The 21,450-nt window shown below is 54.2% G+C and carries 17 protein-coding genes; 16 read left to right on the plus strand and 1 reads right to left on the minus strand.

Features of this window, described 5'->3' with window-relative positions:
- The first annotated feature begins 341 nt into the window (after positions 1-341).
- The 11 genes from NFS31_RS09140 to NFS31_RS09190 all read left to right on the plus strand — a co-directional run bounded on the left by NFS31_RS09140 (position 342) and on the right by NFS31_RS09190 (position 13,795).
- The gene (locus NFS31_RS09140; RefSeq protein WP_251493780.1) at positions 342-1,790 is read left to right on the plus strand and encodes a DUF4153 domain-containing protein; all 1,449 of its coding nucleotides are present in this window, start codon (positions 342-344) and stop codon (positions 1,788-1,790) included.
- Complete coding sequence (locus NFS31_RS09145; RefSeq protein ID WP_251493781.1) at positions 1,787-2,779, plus strand: dipeptidase; 993 nt, start codon at positions 1,787-1,789, stop codon at positions 2,777-2,779. Before NFS31_RS09140 ends, NFS31_RS09145 begins: the two co-directional genes overlap by 4 nt.
- A gap of 259 nt (positions 2,780-3,038) precedes the next feature.
- Positions 3,039-4,082, plus strand: a complete 1,044-nt coding sequence (locus NFS31_RS09150) for an ABC transporter substrate-binding protein (RefSeq protein ID WP_251493784.1) — start codon at positions 3,039-3,041, stop codon at positions 4,080-4,082.
- A gap of 38 nt (positions 4,083-4,120) precedes the next feature.
- Positions 4,121-5,044 carry an ABC transporter permease gene (locus NFS31_RS09155; protein ID WP_251493787.1) on the plus strand — a complete coding sequence of 308 codons (924 nt, stop codon included), beginning with the start codon at positions 4,121-4,123 and terminating at the stop codon, positions 5,042-5,044.
- Positions 5,038-5,835 carry an ABC transporter ATP-binding protein gene (locus tag NFS31_RS09160; RefSeq protein WP_251493790.1) on the plus strand — a complete coding sequence of 266 codons (798 nt, stop codon included), beginning with the start codon at positions 5,038-5,040 and terminating at the stop codon, positions 5,833-5,835. Before NFS31_RS09155 ends, NFS31_RS09160 begins: the two co-directional genes overlap by 7 nt.
- 341 nt (positions 5,836-6,176) lie before the next feature.
- The gene (locus NFS31_RS09165) at positions 6,177-7,958 is read left to right on the plus strand and encodes a putative bifunctional diguanylate cyclase/phosphodiesterase (protein WP_251493793.1); all 1,782 of its coding nucleotides are present in this window, start codon (positions 6,177-6,179) and stop codon (positions 7,956-7,958) included.
- A gap of 73 nt (positions 7,959-8,031) precedes the next feature.
- A complete protein-coding gene (locus NFS31_RS09170) occupies positions 8,032-8,400 on the plus strand; it encodes a response regulator (protein ID WP_251493796.1) in 369 nt (122 codons plus the stop codon).
- A gap of 75 nt (positions 8,401-8,475) precedes the next feature.
- Positions 8,476-9,120 (plus strand): chemotaxis protein CheC, encoded by a 645-nt coding sequence (locus NFS31_RS09175; protein WP_251493799.1) that lies wholly within the window; start codon positions 8,476-8,478, stop codon positions 9,118-9,120.
- 457 nt (positions 9,121-9,577) lie between these two features.
- Positions 9,578-11,176, plus strand: coding sequence for a C40 family peptidase (locus tag NFS31_RS09180; RefSeq protein WP_251493802.1), 1,599 nt, complete (start codon positions 9,578-9,580; stop codon positions 11,174-11,176).
- 137 nt (positions 11,177-11,313) lie between these two features.
- Entirely contained in the window at positions 11,314-13,023 is a 1,710-nt protein-coding gene (locus NFS31_RS09185; protein WP_251493805.1) for a C40 family peptidase, read from the plus strand.
- Between the two features lie 82 nt (positions 13,024-13,105).
- On the plus strand, positions 13,106-13,795 hold the full coding sequence (locus NFS31_RS09190; protein ID WP_251493808.1) for a ClpP family protease: 690 nt from the start codon (positions 13,106-13,108) through the stop codon (positions 13,793-13,795).
- 75 nt (positions 13,796-13,870) lie between these two features.
- Here the strand turns inward: NFS31_RS09190 and NFS31_RS09195 are convergent, their stop codons facing one another.
- Positions 13,871-14,950: a M24 family metallopeptidase gene (locus NFS31_RS09195; RefSeq protein WP_251493811.1), complete on the minus strand. Its 1,080-nt coding sequence runs from the start codon at positions 14,948-14,950 to the stop codon at positions 13,871-13,873.
- Between the two features lie 217 nt (positions 14,951-15,167).
- Here NFS31_RS09195 and NFS31_RS09200 point away from each other — a divergent pair, with 217 nt between their 5' ends.
- From NFS31_RS09200 to NFS31_RS09220, 5 genes are all read left to right on the plus strand, one after another.
- The gene (locus NFS31_RS09200; protein ID WP_251493814.1) at positions 15,168-16,436 is read left to right on the plus strand and encodes a DUF3798 domain-containing protein; all 1,269 of its coding nucleotides are present in this window, start codon (positions 15,168-15,170) and stop codon (positions 16,434-16,436) included.
- A gap of 127 nt (positions 16,437-16,563) precedes the next feature.
- On the plus strand, positions 16,564-18,159 hold the full coding sequence (locus NFS31_RS09205) for a sugar ABC transporter ATP-binding protein (RefSeq protein WP_251493817.1): 1,596 nt from the start codon (positions 16,564-16,566) through the stop codon (positions 18,157-18,159).
- The gene (locus NFS31_RS09210) at positions 18,159-19,220 is read left to right on the plus strand and encodes an ABC transporter permease subunit (RefSeq protein ID WP_251493820.1); all 1,062 of its coding nucleotides are present in this window, start codon (positions 18,159-18,161) and stop codon (positions 19,218-19,220) included. Before NFS31_RS09205 ends, NFS31_RS09210 begins: the two co-directional genes overlap by 1 nt.
- Complete coding sequence (locus NFS31_RS09215; protein WP_251493821.1) at positions 19,220-20,497, plus strand: ABC transporter permease subunit; 1,278 nt, start codon at positions 19,220-19,222, stop codon at positions 20,495-20,497. The genes NFS31_RS09210 and NFS31_RS09215 overlap by 1 nt, the downstream gene beginning before the upstream one ends.
- Positions 20,498-20,636: 139 nt before the next feature.
- Entirely contained in the window at positions 20,637-21,425 is a 789-nt protein-coding gene (locus NFS31_RS09220; RefSeq protein WP_251493824.1) for a hypothetical protein, read from the plus strand.
- Positions 21,426-21,450: the final 25 nt, after the last annotated feature.

Below are 21,450 nucleotides of genomic sequence, written 5' to 3' on the forward strand. Positions count from 1 at the left end.
CTGCTGCCGCCACGTTTTCGTACGGTCAGCGCAGCAGGTTCGCAGACCTATCTGAACTGTTACGAATCAATCTTATATTACCCGTTTTTTTTCGGTTTGCCTCTTTTTATTTTCTGTAAAATCCGGTATAATAAAATATTCGTATAAGCGAGTCGGAAGAAATGATGTACTCCCGGAATCTCGCTGCGCCTGATTTTGTGAGATGATTTTTTGTCAGATGTGCACAGATTTATGAGGCGTACGTTGATTAAATTTGGGTGCATCTGGCGGAAAATCAGCCGCAAAGGCAGGTGCAGAGAAATTCCGAGAGTACATAGTGACGGAAAGGAGGAAACGTGCGTATGGAAGAGAATGAGGAGGGGAGAGAAAGCCTGCCGTCCGGCAGCGGCGGGCCGGCTGAGGGCGGCGGGGAGGCTTGCCCGGGAAAAAACGGGGCAGGAGAGCCGGATAAGAAAACCCGCGGCCGCGTATATGTGAAGGAGGACTATAAGACAGCCCTGCTTTTGTTTGCGGCCGCGTGGGTATATGTCCGCGGCGGGGGGATATTCGGAGGGATGCGGCTCCCTCTGTTTACGTTTTTGTTCGCCTTTACGGGCGCATACCGCTTCCGGGCGGGAAAACGGCGGGCGGGGGCGCCGGAGGCGATGACCGCCGGGGCGGTAACCGGGCTTTGCTTTCTTCTGCTTGGCGGGATCTGGTTTCTGATCAAATATATTCCGGGTCTTGGGGACTGGGAGCGGCAGGGAATCATGCCGTATATGGGGCTTTTCCTGCACGGCATGGGCGTTTACTGGATCCTGGCGCTGGGGGGCGCAAGGATTCGCGGACGGCTTGATGAGAGCGCCGCGCTTGATCTGGGGCGGGGCCTGTTTTTCCTGCCCATGATGTATTTCTATATCCCATTTTCCATGGCGGTTTCGCTCGTAAAAAGGTTTAAGGGAGGAAAGGCGCGCCTTGCGCCTGAGAAGCGGGCGAAGATTTTGCAGGGGGCGTTCGGGCTTTTGATGAGCATTCCCTTCCTGCTGATCCTGATTCCCCTTCTGAGCGCGGCGGACGAGAGCTTTGAGCGGTTTCTGTACACGCTCGGGAGCGGGTGGCAGAATCTCGGGGACGCGCTGATCGGGGAGATCGGGGTGTGGAATATGCTGCAGAACGGGTTTGTATGCATCGTGGCGTGTTATCTGAGCGGCCTTTTTTATGCCGCGTTCCATCCAAAGGCCGCGGCCGGGCAGACAGGGAGAGAAGGGATGGAAGAATTCCGCCTGCCAGCCCCGTTCCTTCTGTGCTTCTGCGGCGCAATCTGCGGACTGTACCTGCTGTTTTTCGCGGTAAAGGGCATTGATCTGGCGCAGAAGGCGTTTGCCGGGCCGGGGCATTTTGTATACAGCCAGTATGCGCGGCAGGGCTTTTTTGAGCTCCAGTGGATCGCGGCGATCAACTTTGCGCTGTTCTGGTTTGTCAGGGCCTTTCAGCCGGATGAGCGCCTGGCTTTTAAGAAGCTTCTATCCCTTCTGGCGGCTGAAACCATGCTTATGACCGTCCTGGCCTTTGCAAAAATTGTGCTTTACATCGGCGTGTACGGTTTTACCTTCCTGCGGGTATTCAGCAGCTGGTTCCTGATTGTCCTGTTTGTGCTTTTCTGCCGCCTTCTCGTCTGCGTGTGGAAAAAAGGGAATGCCGTGGGGCCTGCGGCCGTATTTGCGGCGGTCTCATTTATGCTGCTCGCATATAGTAATATGAATGCGTGGATGGCCATTGCCAACCAAATCATGGAGGTAGAGAGATTATGAAATACATTGACCTGCACTGCGATACCATCTCAGCGATCTGCGAGTCCGGGAGGGCGGGCCGCGCGCGGCTCCTGCGCCGCAATGAGGGCCATGTGGATATCGAGCGCTTAAAGCAGGGCGGCTGCCTTGCCCAGAGCTTTGCCCTGTTTACAAACATCAGGAAAGAGCCTGACCCGTATACATATGTTTCAGGGCTTCTGCATGTGTTTGAGGAGGAAATGAAGCGGAATGCGGATGAGATAAAACCGGCCATGACGGTTAAAGATCTGAGGGATCAGGAAAAAAACGGCGGCATGTCCGCTGTCCTGACCATTGAGGAAGGGGCGGCCTTAAAAGGGAACACGGATCTTTTACAGGAATTTTACGAAAAAGGAGTCCGCATGCTGACTCTGACCTGGAACTATGAAAACGAGCTGGGCTATCCCAACCGCATAGACTGGGCCAGCGGCCGCTGCGCCCCGGAGACGGAGCGGGGCTTAAAGCCAAAGGGCGTGGAATTCATTGAGCGGATGGAGGAGCTGGGGATGGCGGCAGACGTCTCCCATCTGGGAGACGCGGGCTTCTGGGATGTCGTAAAAACCGCGAAAAAGCCCTTTGCCGCCAGCCACTCCAACGCCCGCGCCATAGCGCCGCATGTGCGGAATTTAAGCGATGATATGATACGCGCCCTTTCTGAGCGCGGCGGCGTGATTGGAATCAACTTCTGCCCCGCCTTCTTAAGCGAAGCCGAGAGCCGGAAAAAGCAGGGCGCAAAAAGCCGTATCATGGATATAGCGCTCCATATCCGCCACATCCGTAACATCGGCGGGATCGACTGCCTGGCCCTCGGCTCTGATTTTGACGGGATTCCTGGCGAGCTGGAGCTGGACTCCCCGGCCGCCATGCCGCTCTTGGAGGAAGAGCTGCGCCGGCAGGGGTTTAAGGAGGAGGAGATTGAAAAGATATTCTGGAAAAACGCGATGCGCTTTTTTGGGGATGTGTGGAGGTGAGGAAGGGGCACGTTATTGGATATAGGCGGCCTTCTCGCAATCCCCCACAGCTTGCCGCCCTTCACTTCCCACAGGTTCGCGCCATCAAATATACACTGTGACACTCTCCCGGCACTTTAACACGTTGAATTTATGTAAATTTAAAGAAATAAAATTGACTCCGCTTTAAAATTGTAGTATGATAAACAATAATTCGGCCTTCCCCTATTTTCAGTGGGAATTTATAAGGCCGGAATACAAAACAGGAGGAGTGAATTTTATGAAGAAGAACAGATGGATGGCATGGCTCCTTGCCGGAGCGATGGCCGCGTCAATGGCCGCGTGCGGCGGCAAGGCAGAGCCGGCGGCTACGCAGGCCCCGGAGACAGAGGCGTCCGGCGAGACAGAGGCGTCCGGCGAGACAGAGGCAGGCGCAGAGGAGACGAAGACCGCGGACGGGACGACCTACAAGATCGGCGTGATCCAGCTCGTGCAGCACGCGGCTCTTGACAATGCGAACAAGGGCTTTGTGGACGCGCTCGATGACGCGGGCCTTTCGTATGAGATTGACCAGCAGAACGCGGCCGGGGAGCAGTCTACGTGCCAGACGATTGCGGAGACGCTGGTGAATAACAATAATGACCTGATTTTTGCCATCGCGACCCCGGCCGCCCAGGCTGTGGCAGGCGTGACGGATACGATCCCCATTCTGGTCAGCGCTGTGACGGATCCGGCGGCTTCGGGCCTGGTGGAGAGCAACGAGACGCCGAACTGCAATGTATCCGGCACCTCGGATCTGACGCCGGTGAAGGAGCAGATTGACTTAATGCAGCGGATCCTGCCGGAAGTAAAGACCGTGGGCCTTATCTATAACGCAGGCGAGGCGAACTCCGTGATCCAGGTGGATATGGCTAAGGAAGCGCTGGAGACAGCGGGGATCGCATATAAGGATTATACGATATCCAGCTCGAATGAGATCCAGACCGTGGTCGAGTCTATGGTCGGAAATGTGGACTGCATCTATGCGCCCACGGACAACATGGTGGCAGCCGGCATGGCGACCGTAAGCATGGTGGCGACGGAGAATAAGATTCCGGTGATCTGCGGCGAGGAAGGCATGGTAGACGCAGGCGGACTTGTTACATACGGCATTGATTACTATCAGCTCGGTTACATGGCAGGGCAGCAGGCGGTTGAGATCCTGACAAAGGGCGCAGATATTTCCACAATGCCCATTGGTTATCTGGACGCCTCCAAGTGTACGCTGAAGATCAACCAGGAAACGGCGGACGCGCTGGGAATCGACGTATCCGGGCTGGAATAAGGGCCGGAGCCGGAAAAAGGTAATGGAGGAGATAGTGGATGGAAGGTTTACTTGCTTCCCTCCAGGGCGCGGTCGGCCAGGGCGTCCTGTGGGGAATTATGGTTCTTGGAGTATATATCACGTTCCGTTTGATGGACATAGCTGATTTGACCGTTGACGGAAGCTTTGCGCTGGGGGCCTGCGTGTGCGCGGTGCTGGTTGTAAATAAACAGGCGGACCCGGTCGCCGCGCTTTTTGCGGCGGCGTTTGCGGGAATGCTCGCCGGGGCGGCGACGGGGATTCTCCACACTGTCTTTGAGATACCGGCGATTCTGGCAGGCATTCTGACACAGATTTCCCTGTGGTCCATCAACCTGCGGATCATGGGCGGGAAGAGCAATCTTCCCCTTTTGAAGGTGCGGACCTTAATCAGCGGCTTTGTGGATCAGACGGGCCTGACGCAGGCGCAGGCATCCATGCTCATCGGTATCCTTGTGGCGGCCATTGTGATCGCATTTCTGTACTGGTTTTTCGGCACGGAGATCGGAAGCGCCATGCGCGCCACAGGCAATAATGAGGACATGGTCCGCGCGCTGGGCGTGAATACAAAGATGACCAAGCTTCTGGCCCTGATGCTGAGCAACGGGCTGGTGGGGCTTTCCGGGGCTTTAGTCTGTCAGAGCCAGAAATACGGCGATGTGGGAAGCGGCACCGGAGCGATCGTAATCGGCCTGGCCTCGATCGTGATCGGCGAAGTTTTGATGGGAAAGCTTTTATCCTTTTACTGGAAGCTCATTTCCGTCGTGGTCGGCTCGGTCATCTACTTTGCCATCCGCGCCCTGGTGCTGCGCATGGGCATGAATGCAAATGACATGAAGCTTTTGTCCGCTGTTATCGTGGCGCTGGCGCTGTGCGTTCCGGTCGTTCTCTCCAGGTACCGGCTGGCCAGGGAGTATACGGAAGGGGGAGAGGACGGATGCTGACCATAACGAATGTGAGAAAAACCTTCAATAAAGGGACCATCAATGAAAAAAAAGCTTTAAACGGGATTAATCTGCACTTAAGCCCCGGCGATTTTGTCACCATCATCGGCGGCAACGGGGCCGGGAAATCCACGATGCTCAATATGATTGCAGGCGTATACCCCATTGACAGCGGTAAAATTGTCATTGACGGGGTGAATATTTCGCGCGAGCCGGAATATAAGCGGGCAAGGTACATCGGCCGCGTCTTCCAGGATCCGATGCGCGGCACGGCGGCCAATATGGAGATTCAGGAAAACCTGGCTATGGCGCTCCGGCGCGGGAAAACGCGCACCTTAAGCTGGGGAATTAAGGCCAATGAAAAGGACTATTACCGCGAGGCGCTCGCACAGCTCGATCTGGGGCTTCAGACGCGCATGACGAGCAAGGTGGGCCTATTGTCCGGCGGCCAGAGGCAGGCGCTGACGCTTCTCATGGCCACGCTGCAAAAGCCAAAGCTTTTGCTTCTCGACGAGCACACGGCGGCCCTGGATCCCAAGACGGCGAAAAAAGTGCTTGATTTAACAGCGAAGATTGTCACAGAGCAGAGCCTGACGGCTCTGATGGTGACGCATAACATGAAGGATGCCATCCAGATCGGCAACCGCCTGATCATGATGCATGAGGGACGTATTATCTTTGATATAGCGGGCGGGGAGAAGAAAAATCTGAAAGTGGAAGATTTGCTCCGCAAGTTTGAGACAGCCAGCGGCGAGGAGTTTGCAAACGACCGCATGATGCTGGCAAAATAGACGGGCAAGCAGCGGGAAAAGCTAAACCGCCGCCCGGAAAGACTGAAAGACACGGATGACGCATGCGTTGTGCAGCGGATCCGTGTTTTTTGCGGTTTGGCGCTGCTGCCCTCGGGTTTCCTGCGACTTCCGCTGCGCTGCGCTCACAAAAAACACCTCGCGGAATACAGCCTGTGAATGGTAACAAAAGGCTGTCGGAAGCGCGCCTATAAAACTTGACAGATCATGCCATGAATGTTAAAATTTATGTATTATAGTCGGGCTTGCCGGATCAGGAAATGAGCAGGCTGCCTGAGGCGCCTGACTGCGTGTGAAATAGCCGGGGGGATAAGGAGGATTATATGGCCGAGTGGAACGATCCGGGCATTGAGCTGGAGAAGAAGACGGACGAGCTGGAGGAGTTAAAGGAGCGCCTTATTTTGCAGCAGACCGCTTCCTTCACAGTGGAGTACAATCTAAAAACCAGGAAATATTACATTGATCCATCCTATAAAAATTATATAAAGGAAGACTGGGAAAAGGACTTTATCAGAAGCAAGGAGATGGGGAGGGCGCATCGCAGGGCCGTGTTGCGTCAGGATCATGAGATGCTGGACGCTTTTTTTGATTTTTCGACTTTAAAGGCAGGAGATAAGAGGATCGGGAAGGCGAGATTCCGTATCGATAAGCATCAGTTCGAGTGGTTCCGGATGGCGCTGTTCTGCGCGGGCGGCGCGGACGGAGAGCCGGAGCGGGTGGTCATCACCTTTTCCAATGTGCAGAGGGAGATCGAAGCCATGGAGAAGGTGGAGTTCCTTCTTTCTCAGGATCCGCTGACGCACCTGCCGAACCGCAGCATTTTTATCAAAAAGACACAGAGGATGCTTAAGGAGAACCCGAAAAAGCTCTACGCGTTTGTGCAGATGGATGTGGATAAATTCCATATGGTGAACCAGTTCTTCGGGGCCAAAGAGGGCGATAATATCCTGCGCTATCTGGGCGTTAAGATACAGGAATGCATGGAGGCCATGGGAGAGTGTACATACTGCCGGGTTTCCTCTGATACGTTCTGTCTTTGCATGCCGGACGATCAGGAGGGGATTGACGAGGCGATCGAGTATATCCAGTCATCCCTGCGCTCATACCCAATCCGGTTTGATACGACGATGTCCTTTGGCATCTATATGATGACAGAGCGCGATCACGAGAAAAACGAGTCGATTGAGACGATGATGGATCGGGCGAGGGCGGCTCAGAGAACTGTCAAGGGCAACTATATGAAGCGCGTCGCGGTGTACAATGAGGAATTCATGCGCCAGGAAGAGATGGAGCAGATGATCGTGTCCGAGATGAAGCAGGCCCTCCGGGAGGAACAGTTCAAGGTCTATCTGCAGCCGAAGTGCGATATGGAGACAGGCCGCATCATCGGTTCAGAGGCTTTGGTGCGCTGGCATCATCCCAAGCACGGCATGATCTCCCCCGGGAAATTCGTACCGATTTTCGAACGCAACGGGTTCATCTCAGAGGTGGATTATTACGTGATGGAAAACACATGCAGGACCATCCGCCGCTGGCTGGACGAGGGCTTTCCCGTGGAGCCGGTATCGGTCAATGTATCCAGGATGGATATGTATAATCCAAGGCTGATGGAGAATATCAAGGACTGCGTGAGCAAGTACAATGTTCCGCATGAGCTGATTGAATTTGAACTGACGGAGAGCGCGTTCGTATTTGACAACGCGCAGCTTACCAATTTGGCGGAACGGCTTCAGGAAAACCATTTTTCGGTTCTGATGGATGATTTTGGAAGCGGATATTCGTCCCTGAATTCGCTGCGGGAGATTTCCGTCGATATTCTGAAGATTGATTTGAAGTTTTTGCCGCAGAAACGGGAGGATACGCGTGCAAATGTAATCTTAAGCTGCATTATTGATATGGCGAATAAGCTGGGGCTGGAGGTGATCGTAGAAGGAGTGGAGAATATTTCGCAGGTAAAATTCCTGCTTTCGATCGGCTGTAAAAATGCGCAGGGGTTTTATTTCCACCGTCCGATGTCGATCGATGAGTTTGAGAAATGCATGAAGGCAGAGCCGGTGCCGATTTCCATGCGGGAACGGTATCGTGCGTTCAGAAAACAGCGGTAAGGATTTCAGGCAGTGAGAAGGCGGCAGCAAGGGTATGCCGGATGCTGCGAGACGTGCGGGAGGAGCATGGGTTATGGGTGATTTGATTCTGGTAGTGGATGATGCAAAATTTGCAAGGATCCTGGAAAAACGGACGCTGCGCAACGGCGGATATGAGAATATTATTGAGGCGGCTACGGCAAAGGAGGCGTTCGAGCTTTTTGTGGAGAAAAAGCCGGAGCTCACGCTTTTGGATATTACACTGCCGGACAATACGGATCTGACGCTGTTGAAAAAAATGCTGGCTGAAAATCCAAAGGCAAAGATTATTATGAATACGGCGATCGGACAGGAACTGATTATTATGGACGCGATGAAGGCAGGGGCAAAGGACTTTATCGTAAAGCCATTTGAGGAAAAAGCCTTTCTGAATACCGTAACGAGAGTGCTGGAAGCAGAGTAAGGTTTTATCGTCTGCCGGGCGGGGTGTGTTTGGCGAAGCCGGCAGCGGGAAGTCGGCCGGGAGGAGAAGATGAGGATGTTTGATCAGGATGGGAACCTGGATGCGGATATCCAGGATGCGCTTTATGAGGTGGGAAATGTCGGCCTTGGCATGGCCAGTATTACGATTGGGCAGATTCTTGGCATGCGGGTGCTTTTAGCGTCCCCGCTTGTCGTGCCGCTGGAAAGCAGCAGGATTGAGAAATATGTCACGGATGTCGTGTCTCCAAAAGGGCACACAAAATTCGGCTTTTTTATGGAATTCCAGGATAAGATGCAGGGCATGCTGCTTCTGATTATTGACCGCGATTTTATCCTCAAGGTGATCGAAAAGATGACGGGGCGCGTATTTGAAGGCGATGATATTCTCGATGACGAGGTGAATTTTTCAGCCATTTCAGAGTTTGCGAATATGATTGCCGGGGCGTATATGAAGGCGATCGGAAGCTACACCGGGATACGCATTTATTTATCTCCGGTGATGGCGAACATTGGGGAGGGGATGAATCTTCTAAAGGATGCGCTGGAAAGGCTGAGCTGCGTTTGTGATATGGCAATCTGCGTGAAAACGGATTTTGTCCTGTCCGGCGAGGACGGCGGGAAGGTCGGGAATTCGGGCCAGGTGATCATGATGCCGGGCCAGGATTCGGTGGAGAAGCTGATGGAGGCGCTCGGGATGTGAGAAGCGATCCCACAAACGATGAGGAAAGCCTTTCGCCGCGGGAAGAATGGGGAGGCGGAAAGGCTTTCCGGCAGCAGGGCCGGAGCAGACAGGCGGATAAAGAATCCTGAGAGGCAGGGTTCTTTTTTTATGCGCAGGGGCGCGTAAGGAAATTAGCGGCTTTGCTGCGCGCGCCGCGCGCGGGCAGGCAGGGGAAGATGGCTCTTCCCTGCCCGATTGCACTCGGACGTCCAAAGGAAGACGGCCGGAAAAGTTAAAAGAAATTTCACAAATAACCTCTGGAAGTTTATTGGCATTTCACTCTATTTATGATAGAATGAAAACTGCACAATTTTGTCAGTGCTGGAAAGAATCAATGAAATGTGCAGGAGATCTTGCAGAAACTGCAATGATGATGAACCGTCCAGACAACCTCTGTACGGTTGTGTGATGCTTATAAAGAATGGAGAATTCCGGAATGCTTGAAGAGAAAAAAGAGGATTTGGCAAACAGACAGAACCGGTCCAGGCGCAGGAAAGGCGGGGGCGATTACCGGGCGTATGTTCTCATTGCGGCCGGCGCGGCTGTGCTGATCGGAAGCGCGGTATTTGGCGGGCTTCATTTAAAGAACCGGGAGACGGCGAACGTTGTGACGGAGCCTTCGGAGGAGACAGAGAAGGAGAGCGCGCAGGAGACAGGGGCGGCCGGCGCGCAGACAGCGGTTTCCCCTGAGAAGACGGCGGCTCAGCTCGAGGAGGCCGCGAAGGCCGCGGTGGTGGATTCCTATCAGAACCTTGGAATCATCCAGGTCAGCGGATATTTAAATATGCGTGAGAGCGCCAGCAGGAATGCGGATATTATCGGAAAGCTTCTCGGGGACAGCGCGTGTGAGATCGTGGATGACTCTGTGGAGGGATGGTATCAGGTTTCATCCGGCGGCCTGACCGGCTATATCAGCTCAGAATTCGTCTTAAGAGGCGATGAAGCCCGGGCGCGGGCCATGGAGCTCGTGGCGCCGCGCGCGGTTGTGACCGTGGACGCGCTGAATATCCGTACCGAGCCGTCCACAGACGCGGACGTGGTGGGACAGGCTCTGAGGAATGAGCGGTATATCGTCGAGGAGGAAACGGCGGACGGATGGCTGAAGATTCAGACCGGTTATATTTCCAAAGATTATGTGGAGATCCGCTATGCCCTGAACGAGGCGCGTAAGCTGGATATGCGCTCCATGGTTTTGAATCTGTATGAAAATATCGGTATTTCCAGTGTGGACAGCTATTTGAATGTCCGCGAGGAGCCGAGCGAGGACGGTAAGATCATCGGAAAGATGACGAGTAAGTCCGCCGGCGAGATTTTGGAAAAAAGCGAGGACGGCACGTGGTATAAGATCCATTCCGGCCCGGTGACCGGCTATGTGAAGGCGGAGTATATCCTGACCGGTGACGCGGCCAGGGCGGAGGCGCTGGAGGTGGCGGAGCTGATGGCGATTGTGTCCACGGACCGCTTAAACGCCAGGACAGAGCCGTCCACGGAATCGAATATCTGGACACAGATTTCCAGTAATGAGCGCTACGGCGTGCTCAGCCAGCAGGACGGCTGGGTGGAGATTGATCTGGACAGTTCGACGGCCTTTGTGTCCACGGATTTTGTGGATGTGCGCTATGCGCTTCCGGAGGCGATTAAGTTCAGCCCGCTGGATGAATCGCTGTCCCTGCGCAATCAGATGGTAAACTATGCGCTGCAGTTTGTGGGCAACCGCTATGTCTGGGGCGGCAATGATCCGCATACGGGAGCGGACTGCTCCGGTTTTGTGAAATATGTATACAGCCATGTGGCCGGAGTTACGCTGAACCGTGTGTCGCGCGATCAGGCCAGACAGGGCAAGCGCATCCAGTCTTCACAGATGCGGCCCGGCGATCTCATCTTTTATACGAACAGCAAAGGCGTGGTCAATCATGTGGCGATGTATATCGGCAACGGCCAGATTGTGCATGCAGCCAGCAGGAAGAGCGGGATCAAGATTTCGACCTGGAATTACCGCAATCCGTACCGGATTGTCAATATGCTGGGCGATTAGAGAGCGGGAGTGACTGCTCCGACACGCCCGGGACAAAAGAGGCGTTAAAAAAGGAAACACACAGCCTGGTCAGATCCGGCCTGCTGTGCGGATCGTATGAACAGGCAGTGGCAGAAGAGAAGTTTGGAGGACAGAAGATGGGACGGAGCCGCTCAAGGAAGCAGACGGAGAAAAAGGACCCGATACGGTATTTCATGATGGCCGGCGTGGGCGTGATTGGGGTGCTGTTATGTATTGTGGCAGTAAGGCTGGCGAGGGGAGGGGCCTTCGCCGGTCCGGCCGCGGCCAGCCTGGAGACAGAGATGACAGAGAGCGCGTCAGAAGCGCCCTCTGAGCCGGAGAGCGCGCCGCAGCCGGAGACAGAGCCGACCTTGTCGGAGGAGGAGCTGGCCCGGATTCGGGATGAGGAAGAGAAAAAAGCAGTGGTGGATTCTTACGCGAATATGGGCCTGGTCACGGTGTCCGGTTATCTGAACATGCGCGAGAGCGCCAGCAAGGACGCGAAGATCCTGGGAAAGCTTCTGGGAGGCAGCGCGTGTGAGATCGTGGACGACTCGACAGAAGGGTGGTACCTGGTCAGCTCCGGCGGCCTGACCGGCTATATCAGCTCTGAGTTTGTTCTGACCGGCGAGGCGGCCAGGACGGAAGCCTTTGAGCGGGTGGAGAAGATGGCGGTTATCACAGCCGACAAGCTGAATGTGCGCAGCGAGCCGAATCCGGACGCGCAGGTGGTGGAGCAGGTAGTGTATAATGAGCGCTACCGCATTTTAGGACAGCAGGAGGGCTGGATCCAGATCAGCGACGGTTATATTTCAGCGGATTTTGTGGAGGTGCGCTATGCCTTAAACGAGGCGAGAAAGCTGGATCTGAAGACCATGGTCCTCAATATGTACGATCAGATCGGTATTTCCAATGTAAATAATTATCTCAATATCCGTGAGGAGCCGAATGAGGAGGGCAAGATCATCGGTAAGATGACCAGCAAGTCCGCCGGTGAGATTCTGGAGACGACGGAGGACGGCCAGTGGTACAAGATTAAATCCGGCCCTGTAACCGGTTATGTGAAGTCTGAATTCATCCTCACCGGGGACGCGGCCAAGGCGGAGGCGCTGGAGGTGGCGGAGCTGATGGCGATTGTGTCCACGGACCGCTTAAACGCCAGGACAGAGCCGAATACCGACTCGCCGATCTGGACCCAGATCTCCAACAGCGAGCGGTACGCGGTCTTAAAGCAGACGGACGGTTGGGTGGAGATTGAGCTGGATACCACGAGCGCTTATGTGGCCACGGATTTTGTGGATGTGCGCTACGCGCTCAATGAGGCGATCCAGTTTACCCCCATCGAGGATATCCCGGAGCCGGCGGCTTCAAACGGGGGCGGCGGGAACAGCGGCAGCAAGGGATCCACAGGAAATAAGGGGAATGCAGGCAATAACAAGGGGAGCGGCGTGGGCAATACGCCGGGCAACGCGCCGGCGGGCTCCAGGAGAACGCAGATTGCCAATTATGCGACCCAGTTCCTTGGGAATCCGTACGTATGGGGCGGCACAAGCCTCACAAACGGCGCGGACTGCTCGGGCTTTACGATGTCTGTTATGTCGCACTTCGGCGTCAGCCTTCCGCATCATTCCGGCTCCCAGGCCGGTGCGGGGCGTTCCATCAGCTCCTCGGAGATGCGGCCCGGCGATCTGATTTTTTATACGAACAGCGGCGGCACGATCAACCATGTGGCGCTCTACATCGGCAACGGCCAGGTATGCCATGCGTCCAATGCCAGGGACGGAATCAAGATATCGACCTGGAATTACCGCACCCCGGCCAAGATCGTGAATGTGCTGGGAGATTGATTTATATGTATATTTTATCCTCAAACGCGTCAAAATAGAAAAAGACGGTAACAGCGCAGTGAAACAGTTTGAGGAGGTTATTATGGCCAGAAATGAGGATACAAAGGCAGAGCGCGATAAAGAAGAGCGTATCCGGGAAACCGGGCAGCTTGAGCTGGAGGGGACAGGAAGCCATATCCATCTGCTGTCAATCATCGGTGAGATCGAGGGACATGAAAACCTGTCCGGTTCCACCAAGACAACGAAATACGAGCATATCCTGCCAAAGCTTGCGGAGATTGAGGATGACAAAACTATCGAGGGCGTTCTGGTTCTGATCAATACCGTAGGCGGCGACGTGAGCTGCGGGCTCGCCCTGGCGGAAATGATCGCATCCCTAAGTAAGCCCACGGTTTCCCTGGTCATCGGCGACAGCCATTCCATCGGAGTCCCTCTGGCCGTGGCGACGGATTACTCCTTCATAGTGCCCACAGGGACCATGATGGTCCACCCGGTCCGCATGACGGGCCTGGTGATAGGGGCTGTACAAACCTACGACTATTTTGAAATGATCCAGGATCGGATCTTAAGCTTCGTCTCCGGCCACGCGGATATCGGTTACGAGCGCTTAAAGGGCCTGATGCTGAACACGGAAATGATGACCAAGGATTTGGGGACGGTTCTGGTAGGAGAGGCCGCCGTGAAGGAAGGGCTGATCAATGAGGTGGGCGGAATCAGGGAAGCGCTGGGAAAACTGAAAACGATGATAGAGAATCAGGACGGACATATTTAAAGATACGCATCCAGTTGTTTGCCGTAAACAACCTGTAACCGTTCAGATTATCTGAACGGTTACAGGACACATCTGCTATTCCACGATATCGAGTTCTTTGCTGTAGGAATTCAGGATCTCACACCCATCCTCTGTGATCAGCACCAGATCTTCAATCCGCACGCCGACTTCGCCGTCTACATAGATGCCGGGCTCAATGGAGAAGATATTTCCGGCCTCTGCGACCGCTTGGTTTGCGGAGGAGACATCGCCGAAGTCATGCACCTCCAGGCCGATAAAGTGGCCTAAGCGGTGGGTGAAATTGGGGCCGTATCCGGCGTCCTCAATCACCTGGCGGGCCGCCCGGTCCACATCGCATAAGCGCACGCCGGGCTTTAACATGGCTTCCGCGGTTTCGTTGGCTTTGCGCACCAGGTTGTAGATTTCGCGGTGCTTTTCACAGGGAACCTTTTTGAAGAAGAAGGTGCGCGTCATGTCCGCACAGTAGTCGTCCTTCCTGCAGCCGACGTCAAAGAGGACCGTGTCGCCTTCCTTTAACACCGTATTGTCCGGCTCGTGGTGGCCCTTTGCACAGTTGGGGCCAAAGCCTACAAGGGGGGTGAAGGAGTAGCCGTCCGCGCCTAAAGAGGTGTAGATATCCTGCATTTTGGCGGCAATCTCCTTCTCTGTGACGCCTTCTTTGATCAGTCCGCGGAAGCGGGCCATGGCCTGATCGTTGATGGCGGATACAGCGCGCATCTTTTCCTTTTCATCCTCGTCCTTCACGGCGCGGGCCTCGTCCACGCAGATGGAGCTCAGCTCAAACCGGGATGCGCCGGAGCGCCCGATCACCGGGAGCAGGAAGCGGGCCGGGAAGTTTTTGTCAATGCCCAGGGGCTCGCCCTTTTTGATGCAGCCGCAGAGCAGGGAGAGGTAATCGTCCGTGTCATTAAAGCGGATCTTCTCAACGCCCAGATCCTCGGGTACGGTGAACAGGTTATTGATGAAGATCCGGTGCGCCCCGTCCCCGCTTATATAAAGGGCCAGAAGGCGCTCGCCGGGATCAATGAAGCGTCCGGTGAGATACAGGATCGCGTAGGGGTCGGAAATAATCATCTGATTTATATTTCTGTCCTTAAGCTTTGCCAGAATGGTCTCAAGTCTCGCATGATTCATGAAAAAACCTCCTTTTTTATGCTTTAATATAATTGTAAAGAATCGCGGATAAAAGTCAAGCGTATAATTCCCAAAATTAACAAAAACGCAAAAAGTGATTGATCAATGAAGATAAATCGTTTATAATAAAAAACATTATTTCGGATACGCATATTTCGCGGGTTTTAAAGCGATGTTTTTTATGGCGTCCGGGGTAAAAAAGAGAGGAGGAACTAAGATGAAAAAGGTATTAAGCGCACTTCTGACAGGCGCAATGGCAGTTTCCATGCTGGCCGGCTGCGGCGGCGGTGGAAGTTCCGCGCCGGCGCAGAGCGAGGCTCCGGCGGAGCAGGGTAAGGAAGAAGCTCCCGCAGAGCAGGGCAAGGAAGAGGTTCCCGCAGAGCAGGGCAAGGAAGAGGTTCCCGCAGAGGGCGAGGCCCAGGCAGAAGGCACAGGCAAGGTTGCGATTGTGACGAATACCGTATCCCAGAATGAGGAGGAGTACCGTTCTGCTGAGACGATGTCCCAGAAGTACGGCGACCGCATCGTGCATGTGACATGGCCGGATAACTTCATGACCGAGCAGGAGCAGATGATCACAACGGTCAGCAAACTCGCCGCGGATCCGGAAATTAAGGCGATCATCATCAATCAGGCTGTTCCGGGCACCAACGCCGCGATTGATAAGCTCTTAGAGTCCCGCGATGATATGCTCATCATCTATGGTACGCCCCAGGAGAATCCGGAGGACGTGGCTGCAAGGGCGGATATCATCCTTCAGCCGAACGAGCTGGATATGGGACCGGCCATGGTAGAGCAGGCTGTGAAGATGGGCGCTAAGACGTTCGTACATTACTCGTTCCCGAGACATATGGCTCAGGTTCTTCTGTCCGCGAGACGTGAGCTGATCAAAGAGAAATGCGCGGAGTTAAACATTGAATTTGTAGATGCAACCGCTCCGGACCCAACCGGTGATTCCGGCACGACCGGCGCTCAGCAGTTCATCCTTGAGGATGTTCCGAAGATGGTAGCTCAGTACGGCAAGGACACTGCGTTCTTCTCCACGAACTGCGCGATGCAGGTTCCGCTTATCAAGGCGGCCGTGGAACAGGGCGCTATCTATCCGCAGCCCTGCTGCCCGTCTCCGTATCACGGCTATCCGGCAGCCCTTGGACTCGTATCCGAGGAGGATTCCGCTGTTGAGAAGATGAACATTCAGGATATCGTGGATCAGACCACCAAGTCTCTTGAAGAGGCTGGCGTTCTCGGACGCTTCTCCACATGGCCCGTTCCGGTTTCCATGATGATTACTGTTGCCGGCACAGAGTATGCGTTTGACTGGATGGCCGGAAAGACCAACGGGGATCTGGATATGGAAGTTCTGAAGGCAAAGATGGATGAGTATGCGGGCCTTGACTGTAATATGAGTCCCTATACGGACGATGCAGGCACTTCTTATGATAACTATCAGCTTATCATGATGGATTATCTGACCTACGGTGAATAAAATCGTTACTGGCCGCACCCCCAGCCGGGCTGTGCGCCGTAGCTGAAAATCAAGATTTACAGAGTGTTGCAGGCGGCACGGGACTTCCCGTGCCGTATTGCGATAACTGAGGTTAGGAGGTTAGGCCTTGAGCGACAATCTACTGGAGTTTAAAAATGTTTCCAAGTCGTTTTATGGGAACCAGGTTTTAAAAAACATTAATATGACAGTAAAAAAGGGCGAGGTACACGCCCTGATCGGAGAAAACGGCGCGGGCAAGTCAACGCTTATGAACATCCTGTTCGGCATGCCGGCGATCCAAGAGACCGGAGGATTTGAGGGTTCTGTGGAGATTGAGGGAAAAGAAACCCACATCCGTTCCCCGCATGACGCCATGCTGGAGGGAATCGGCATGGTGCATCAGGAATTTATGCTGATTCCCGGGTTCTCCATTGCGGAGAATATTAAGCTGAACCGGGAGATTACGACAAAAAACGTAGTCAGCCGGGTTTTGGGAAAGCGTCTGGAGGGGCTCAACTATAAACAGATGAACGCCGATGCGCAGAAGGCGCTGAAGACGCTTGATATGGACATTGAAAGCTATACCCAGGTCGCCGGCCTTCCGGTGGGCCATATGCAGTTCATTGAGATTGCCCGCGAGATCGACAAATCCGGTATTAAAATTCTGGTATTTGACGAGCCGACGGCAGTGCTTGCGGACGCAGAGGCGCAGAACCTTTTGAAGGCGATCAGAAGGCTTGCCGACAGCGGTATTGGGATTATATTTATCAGTCATCGTCTGGAAGAGATTGTATCCGTTGCGGACACGGTGACGGTTCTGCGCGACGGAACCCATGTGGCGACCAAGCCGATTCAAGAGACGAGCGCAGTGGATATCGCGCGCATGATGATCGGCCGCGCGGTGACGCTGGATCGCGAGGAAGCAGCGGATCGCAGGGTTTCGGACGAGGTGGTGCTGGATATCCGGGATCTCCATGTGAATATGCCGGGCGAGCAGGTAAAGGGTATTGAGTTATCGGTGAAAAAAGGCGAGATTATGGGCATCGGCGGTCTGGCCGGCCAGGGAAAGCTGGGTATTGCCAACGGCATTATGGGGATCTATCCTTCCAGGGGCCAGGTGACATTTAAGGGAAAGGAACTCCCGCTCAACAATTCCCGCCAGGTGATCCGCGAGGGCGTGGCCTTTGTGAGCGAGGACCGGAAAGGGGTGGGACTGCTCCTTGACGAGTCCATTGAGCTGAATATCTGCTTTACAGCCATGCAGAACCAGGATAAATTCCTGAAAAATTACGGGATTATCAAGATGCGGGACGCAAAGGAGATCCGCGACCATGCCAATAAGATGATCGAGGATCTGGATATCCGCTGCACCTCCTCGCAGCAGAACACAGGCAGCCTTTCCGGAGGAAACCAGCAGAAGGTCTGCGTGGCCAGGGCTTTAACCCAGAATCCGGATCTGCTTCTCGTATCCGAGCCCACCCGCGGCATTGATATCGGCGCAAAGAAGCTGGTTCTTGACCTCTTAAAGCGCTTAAACCAGGAGATGGGCATGACGATTATCATGACCTCCTCGGAGCTGGCGGAGCTTCGCAGCATCTGCGACAAGATCGCCATTGTCTGCGACGGCAAGGTGGCGGGCATCTTAAATCCCACGGATTCGGATGAGGCATTTGGCCTGATGATGTCCGGTATTACAGATATAGAAGAAAGGAGGGAGGCATAATGGAGGAAAAGAAGATAAGCCCAAAGGAGATTGTCGGTAAGATTGGGCTGCCGACGATCATTATTGCGGCGTTCCTGGTATTTATCCTGGCGCTGGGGCATTTTATGGGTCTTTCCGTTGCCACCCTGCTCAGCGATACAGTGAAGCGCGCGGGCATGAACGGCATTCTGGTGCTGGCCATGCTGCCGTCTATCCAGTCCGGCACGGGCCCGAACTTTGCGCTTCCCATCGGCGTGGAGTGCGGTCTGTTCGGGATCGTATGCGCCATTGAGTTTGGCTTTACGGGATGGGGATGGTTTTTTATGTCCATCCTGTTCTCGATTATTCTGGCAACTGTAGTCGGGTATTTTTATGGAAAGCTTCTGAACGCCGTGAAGGGATCGGAGATGACGATTGCGACCTACGCCGGCTTTTCCATCACGGCCTTTATGTGCCTTCTGTGGCTCCTGATCCCCTTCAAGTCCCCGAATATGGGATGGTTTATCGGACAGGGCCTGCGTGAAACTATTCAGCTCGACGTCATCGGGGCCAGCATGATTCTGAACAATTTCCTTGGATTTTCCATTGGTCCGGATTTCTATTTCCCGACAGGCATGATCCTGTTTTTCCTGCTGTTCTGCTTTCTGGTGGGGGCGTTTTTCAAGAGCAGGCACGGTATTGCGATTTCGGCCGTGGGAAGCAGCAACAGCTTTTCCGAAGCTTCGGGACTGAATATTAACCGCAACCGGATCCTTGCCAATATCCTCTCCACGATTCTGGGCGCGATCGGGATTGTGGTGTATTCCCAGAGCTACGGCTATGCGCAGCTTTATAATGCGCCCCTGACCATGGCCTTTGCGGCGGTGGCGGCGATCCTGATTGGCGGCGCTTCGGCCCAGAGGGCAAAGGTATCTCATGTTATTTTAGGCGTATTCCTGTTCCAGGGACTTCTGACCTCCGCGCTTCCGGTTGCGAACCGTGTGTTTGCCGGAACGGATCTGTCAGAGGTAATGCGTATGGTGATCCAGAACGGCATTATCCTTTATGCGCTTACGCAGGTTCGGAAAGGGGGTAAGGGCTGATGGAGAATAAATCAACGGCCGTAAAGGCGCTTACATGGATCGGCGATAACCTTGTGACCCTGATTTTCCTGCTGTTTACGATCATCGGGCTGTCTGTTTCGGAGGTATCGTTTAGCTGGTTTTTGGGCGAGCTGACGGGACGTCTCTACAGAAACTGCTTCCTCGTACTGTCCCTGATTATCCCGGTTATCGCCGGGCTGGGCCTGAATTTTGGTATCGTGGTCGGCGCGATGGCCGGGCAGATCGCGGTGGTGTTTATCCGCTACTTTGAGCTGGGCGGCATGAGCGGCTTTTTACTGGCTGTCCTTTTGTCCACTCCGCTGGCGGTGCTGTTTGGCTGGATGACCGGACGCCTGTATAATAAGACGAGAGGCCAGGAGATGATCGCCAGCCTGATCGTCGGCTATTTTGCAAATGGCGTCTACCAGTTCCTGTTCCTGTTTGTGGTGGGCGTGATCATTAAGGTTCCGGCGAACCATCCTTTAATCAAGCCGGACGGGATCGGCATCCGCTCCACCGTGGATCTGGGCATGGCGGACAAGGGCGGGCTCAAATACGCCCTTGACAACATTGAAAAGATTCCCTTTACGCATGCGCTGATTCTGATTGCGGCAGCGATCCTCATCCTGCAGATCCTTCGTTTCGTCCACAATAAGACGGCGATGCAGATGAAGAAGAACCGCATCATGACCATCATCAATATGGCGCTCTGTGTGATTGTGATTGGAATCGGGGCATACTCGATTGCGGCCAAAAACAGCCTTACGGTTGTGGCCAAGGTTCCTGTAGTGACCGTGCTGCTGATTGCCGCGCTCTGTGTGTTTACGGAACTGCTTTTAAAGACAAAGCTGGGACAGGATTTCAAGGCTGTGGGCCAGAGCCAGCGCATTGCGGAGGTATCTGGTATCAATGTGGATAAGACGCGTATCATTGCGGTTATCCTCTCCACTGTGCTGGCGGCGTGGGGACAGGTGATCTTCCTCCAGAATGTGGGAACACTGAATACGTACAATGCGCATACCCAGGTCGGCATGTTTGCCGTGGCCTCTATTCTGGTGGGCGGCGCGTCCACCTCAAAGGCGACGGTCAGCCAGGCCCTGATCGGGACGATTCTGTTTAACGCAATGTTTATTATGTCCCCGGAGATCGGCCAGGCGGTGTTCGGCCAGGCGCTTCTGGGTGAGTATTTCCGTACCTTTATGGTATACGGCGTAATCGGTTTTGCCCTGGGCCTCTATGTCTGGAAGGCAAACCGCAAGAGCAAGCTTACGATTTGATAAAAGCAGGGCGGCTGCGCGTGCGGGACGCCATAAAGATTAGGATACCATTTCAGACGGGTATCCTAATTTTTATGGCCGGGAAAACGCGGCGCATGCGGCGATTTGCGGCCTGCCTGAGAAAAGAGGATAAAATGGAATGGGAATAGAAGAGCAGATTGCACGTCTGGAAGTAAAAGCAGTAAAAGCGGAGGAAGCCTGGCGATCGGAGAGGGAGCGGTTTGAGCGGATCCGGGCCGTGTGCGATACGAACGCCGAAGCAATCTGCAGAATGAATGTGCAGTGGATGGAGTCTGTGCATGGCATGCCGGGTGGGTCGCAGGAAGCGGACGGATCATGGCAGAAGTCGGTGAAGCGTTTTGAGAGGAAGTGCAGGGATTTAAAAGGCTGGCCCCACAGGAGCGAAACGGAATTGATTCATCTGCAGTCCCGTTTAAAGGAGGCGCAGTTTGAGCTCAAGTGGATTGAAAATCAGATGTATGACTGCGCCGGCGGCCAGCGCCGTAAATTGTCCGCGAAGCTTAAGGCCGGGAAGGAGCGGTGCATGGATCTGGAGCAGGCGCAGTATGCGGTCGAACAGTGGGAGATCCTGTATCTGATGTTTATAAAGGATCTGGAACGGCGGAGGGATTCATGGATGGATGAGCGCTTTTATGAGATGGAGCGTAAGGACATCCGCGCAAAAATGGCGCGCTGCGCTCCATACTGCGACCTGATCAGTAAAATGGTTGCCTCACATCTGAGAAGCCTGAACCAGACAATCTTTGGATCCAGTGAGGAAATTTCGGACGAGATAGGCGAGGAGATCGAGCATTACTCAGTGGGAATTTTGTTCCTCGAATATCATTTATACAATTGCAGGCTGGCCGCGGCAAGCATGGATGCCGCGGCGCATGAGCTGGACCGCCTTAAAGAGAGGCTTCCCTGACAGCGGCCTCCCGGCTCTGGCAGAA

The sequence above is a fragment of the Otoolea muris genome, assembly GCF_943193115.1.
In the GTDB taxonomy this organism is placed as follows: Bacteria; Bacillota; Clostridia; order Lachnospirales; family Lachnospiraceae; genus Otoolea; species Otoolea muris.

Coding starts and splice junctions, on each gene's coding strand:
- NFS31_RS09165 (WP_251493793.1), top strand. CDS start 6,177: ATGGCCGAGTGGAACGATCCGGGCATTGAGCTGGAGAAGAAGACGGAC.
- NFS31_RS09180 (WP_251493802.1), top strand. CDS start 9,578: ATGCTTGAAGAGAAAAAAGAGGATTTGGCAAACAGACAGAACCGGTCC.
- NFS31_RS09170 (WP_251493796.1), top strand. CDS start 8,032: ATGGGTGATTTGATTCTGGTAGTGGATGATGCAAAATTTGCAAGGATC.
- NFS31_RS09215 (WP_251493821.1), top strand. CDS start 19,220: ATGGAGAATAAATCAACGGCCGTAAAGGCGCTTACATGGATCGGCGAT.
- NFS31_RS09175 (WP_251493799.1), top strand. CDS start 8,476: ATGTTTGATCAGGATGGGAACCTGGATGCGGATATCCAGGATGCGCTT.
- NFS31_RS09195 (WP_251493811.1), bottom strand. CDS start 14,950: ATGAATCATGCGAGACTTGAGACCATTCTGGCAAAGCTTAAGGACAGA.
- NFS31_RS09210 (WP_251493820.1), top strand. CDS start 18,159: ATGGAGGAAAAGAAGATAAGCCCAAAGGAGATTGTCGGTAAGATTGGG.
- NFS31_RS09185 (WP_251493805.1), top strand. CDS start 11,314: ATGGGACGGAGCCGCTCAAGGAAGCAGACGGAGAAAAAGGACCCGATA.
- NFS31_RS09200 (WP_251493814.1), top strand. CDS start 15,168: ATGAAAAAGGTATTAAGCGCACTTCTGACAGGCGCAATGGCAGTTTCC.
- NFS31_RS09140 (WP_251493780.1), top strand. CDS start 342: ATGGAAGAGAATGAGGAGGGGAGAGAAAGCCTGCCGTCCGGCAGCGGC.
- NFS31_RS09160 (WP_251493790.1), top strand. CDS start 5,038: ATGCTGACCATAACGAATGTGAGAAAAACCTTCAATAAAGGGACCATC.
- NFS31_RS09190 (WP_251493808.1), top strand. CDS start 13,106: ATGGCCAGAAATGAGGATACAAAGGCAGAGCGCGATAAAGAAGAGCGT.
- NFS31_RS09145 (WP_251493781.1), top strand. CDS start 1,787: ATGAAATACATTGACCTGCACTGCGATACCATCTCAGCGATCTGCGAG.
- NFS31_RS09155 (WP_251493787.1), top strand. CDS start 4,121: ATGGAAGGTTTACTTGCTTCCCTCCAGGGCGCGGTCGGCCAGGGCGTC.
- NFS31_RS09150 (WP_251493784.1), top strand. CDS start 3,039: ATGAAGAAGAACAGATGGATGGCATGGCTCCTTGCCGGAGCGATGGCC.
- NFS31_RS09220 (WP_251493824.1), top strand. CDS start 20,637: ATGGGAATAGAAGAGCAGATTGCACGTCTGGAAGTAAAAGCAGTAAAA.